General features: G+C 66.4%; 3 protein-coding genes. All 3 read right to left on the reverse strand.

Annotated features, from left to right (window positions below):
* Positions 1 to 876, reverse strand: an 876-nt coding sequence (locus tag ACE3UY_RS07760; protein ID WP_374686972.1) for an aminotransferase class IV, incomplete at its 3' end; no start/stop codon positions are given.
* Positions 877 to 988: 112 nt separating this feature from the next.
* Positions 989 to 2,782 (reverse strand): ABC transporter ATP-binding protein, encoded by a 1,794-nt coding sequence (locus ACE3UY_RS07765; protein WP_374686973.1) that lies wholly within the window; start codon positions 2,780 to 2,782, stop codon positions 989 to 991.
* Positions 2,783 to 2,857: 75 nt separating this feature from the next.
* Positions 2,858 to 3,527: ABC transporter ATP-binding protein (locus ACE3UY_RS07770; RefSeq protein WP_374686974.1), on the reverse strand; the 670-nt coding region annotated here is incomplete at its 5' end.

Genomic DNA, 3,527 nt, shown 5'->3' on the forward strand with positions numbered 1-3,527 from the left:
AAAGGCGTTGTAGGCCACCAGAATCCGGCGCGCGAGGGGCCCCGGCCGCCCGTCGCCCACCGTCTGCCCGGCGATGCTGACCACCGGCAGGAACGCCCGCGACGACCCGCTGAGCGCCGCCTCGTCCAGCGCTGGAATGTCGGCCACCGCAACCGCCTCCAGCCGCAACGGAATGCCCAGGCCGGGAATGAGTTGCATCAGAATCTCCCGCGTGATGCCCTCCAACACACCCTCCCCGGCGGTGTAGACCACGCCGTCGCGCACGCCCCAGAAGTTCGTGCCCGCGCCCTCCAGGATGAGGCCGTCGGGGCTGAGGAGGAGGTATTCGTAGGCGGGGGTCGGTGGCTGGCCGGTCGCCGGCGCGCCGCCGGCCCCCACCTCTAGCGCGCGCAGGCCGCCGCCCACCGGCCGCTGCTCCGCGAAGTCGGCCGTTTTGACCAGCGGCCGTTCGCGGGCCAGCCCCTCGGCGAAGTCCACGGCCACGCCCGTCTCGTACAGTTCCGGCGGCGGCGGGGTGAAGCGTTGCAGGGCGATCAGCTCGCGGCTGTTCGTGCCCAGCGCGGTGGCCGGCTCGGCCAGCACGTCGATGCGCACGCGCATCTCCGGCCAGGGCGCGGCGGTGACGACGCCGTGCAGCGCCCGCAGCAGCCGCGCCCGGTCGAGCCGGTACGTCCAGCCCAGCAGGGCCATGGAGCGCTCCGTCCGCGCCAGGTGGCGGCCCAGGTAGAGGAACTTATTGTGGTCGAAAGTGCGCAACGCCGTGTAGACGCCCAGCGGCAGGCCGCGGTAGAGGTCGGTGAATTGCGTCGCGCCGGGCGGGATGGGCAGCGCCCGCGGCCCGGCGTCTTCGACGGCGAAGAGTTGGAAGTGGATCATGCGGGGAATCTAGCGCAAGGGTGCGAAGACGCAAGAATAGGGGCCAGGTTCCAGGGGCCAGGTTCTAGGGAAGAACGCGCTTCCCTAGCCCCTAGTCCCTATCCCCTGGCCCCTACAGTCCGAGCGCCACTTCCCGCTCCCGCCGGAACTGCCGCGTGTACAGGTTGTAGTAGTGGCCGCCGGCGCGGATCAACTCGGCGTGCGTGCCCTGCTCGGCGATCTGGCCGCCCTCGATGACCAGAATCCGGTCGGCGCGCTTGATGGTGCTCAGCCGGTGGGCGATGACGAAGCTCGTCCGCCCGACCATCATCTGCTCCATGCCGCGCTGGATGAGCGCCTCGGTCAGTGTGTCCACCGAACTGGTCGCCTCGTCCATGATGAACAGGTCGGGGTCGGCCAGGATGGCCCGCGCCAGACTGATCAACTGCTTCTGCCCGACGGAGAGCTTGCTGCCGCCCTCGCCCACCTGCTCATCGTAGCCGTTCTCCAGCGTCACGATGAAGTCGTGCGCCCCGGCCAGCCGCGCCGCCTCGACCAGTTCATCGTCGGTCGCGTCCAGCCGGCCGTAGCGCAGGTTCTCACGGATCGTCCCGCTGAACAGGTGCGGCGTCTGGAGCACCATGCCGATCCGGCTCTGGATGGCGTGCTGCGTCAGGTCGGTGTAGTCGTGCTCGCCGAACAGGATGCGGCCGTGCTTCGGCTCGTAGAAGCGGCACAGCATGTTGACGATGGTGGACTTGCCGCCGCCCGTCGGGCCGACCAGGGCGATGGTCTCGCCCGGCTGCACGCGCAGGTTGAAGTTCGTCAGCACCGGCTTGTCCTTCTCGTAATAGAAGGTCACGTCGTCGAACAGGATGTCGCCCTCCAGGTGGGCCGTCTCCAGCGCCCCCGGCTTGTCGCGCACGTCGGGCACGGCGTCGAGCAGCGAGAAGACGCGCTCGCCGCTGGCGATGGACTGCTGCATCTGGGCGAAGACGCGCGCCATTTCCTGCACCGGCCAGATCATGAACGTCACGTAGCCGATGAAGGCCTGAATCTGGCCGACCGTCGTGTCGCCGCTCAGGGCCAGCACGCCGCCATACCAGACGACCATGGCCACGCCGAAGGCGCTGATGAACTGTACCGCCGGCAGGAACAGCGCCGAGAGCCAGTTAGCCCGGTAGGAGGCGCGGAACATCAGCCCGGTCAGCTTCTGGAACTCCTGCACGTCCTGATCCTCGCGGGCCAGCGACTTCGTCACGCGCACGCCGGTGATGTTCTCGTTGTAGGCGCCGGTGATCTTGGAGTTGATGCGCCGCACCTCGCGGAACTCGACCAGGATGCGCCGCCGGAAGTAGTAGGCGACGATGACCAGCATCGGGATGATGATCATGACCAGCATCGCCAGCCGCCAGTTAATCGCCAGCATGAACACGCCGGCCACGATCAGGCTGGTAATGCCCCAGGTCACGTCCAGCAAGCCCCACGTCACCAGGTCGGCGATGCGCTCGGTGTCCGACGTGACGCGCGACATGATCCAGCCGACGGGCGTCTTGTCGAAGTAGCTGAACGACAACTCCTGCAAGTGGTTGAACAGCTTGCGCCGCAGATCGTAGCGCACCATCTCGCCCAGTATGCCGGTGATGTAGATGAAGCCGAAGACGACCGCCGCCGAGGCGATCGATAGCGCCGCCCAGTTCGTCAGGATGGCGCGCAGCGCGACCTTGTCGCCGGGCAGGATGGCGTTGTCCACCAACTGCTTGCCGAAATAGGTGAAGATGGAGTCGGCCAGGGTGATGAGCACGACCAGCCCCAGGAAGCCAATCACCATCTTCCAGTAGGGCACGACCTGTTGCAGGATGCGCGTCACCGTCCGGCCGCTGAACCGGGTATTGAAGTCTTCTTCCTCGAAATATTCGTCTTCCATTGCTGCCTCTCATCTCATAGACCTGACAGGTGGGCGATGGCGGCCATCGCGCGCCACCTGTCAGGTCTTCAGAGATTACACATGCCCATTGCTCGACCGCAGCGGTTCGCCCACGACCGACGCCAGGTCTTCTTGCAGTTCTTCTTCGATCTGCGACTGCAACTCATAGATGCGCCGGTACGTGCCCGGCTGCTCTAGCAGCTCGTCGTGCGTGCCGCACTGGACGATGCGGCCCTTGTCCAACACCAGGATCATGTCGGCGCTCATCACCGTCTGGATGCGGTGGGCGATGATGAACGTTGTCCGGCCGGGGATCAGTTCCTCCAGCGCGTCGCGGATGGCCGCCTCGGTCTCCGTGTCCACCGACGACGTGGCGTCGTCGAGGATCAGGACGGCCGGGTCCTTCAGCAACGTGCGGGCCAGCGTCGTCCGCTGCTTCTGCCCGCCGGAGAGCGTCACGCCCTTCTCGCCGACTTCCGTGTCATACCCTTTCGGGAAACTCTCGATCACCTCGTGGATGGCCGCCGCCTCGCAGGCGCGGAACACCTCTTCATCAGTGACCGGCCGGTGAACGCCGTAGGTCACGTTCTCCTTGATCGTCTTAGAGAACAGGAACGGCTCCTGCAACACGATGCCGATCTGCTCGCGCAGGTAGCGGCGCGGGTAGTCGCGCAGTTCCACGCCGTCGAGCTTGATGCTGCCCTGGTAGTCGTAGAAGCGCGGCAACAGGTTCACCAGCGACGTC

Source organism: Promineifilum sp. (SeqCode), from assembly GCF_041918635.1.
Classification (GTDB): domain Bacteria; phylum Chloroflexota; class Anaerolineae; order Promineifilales; family Promineifilaceae; genus Promineifilum.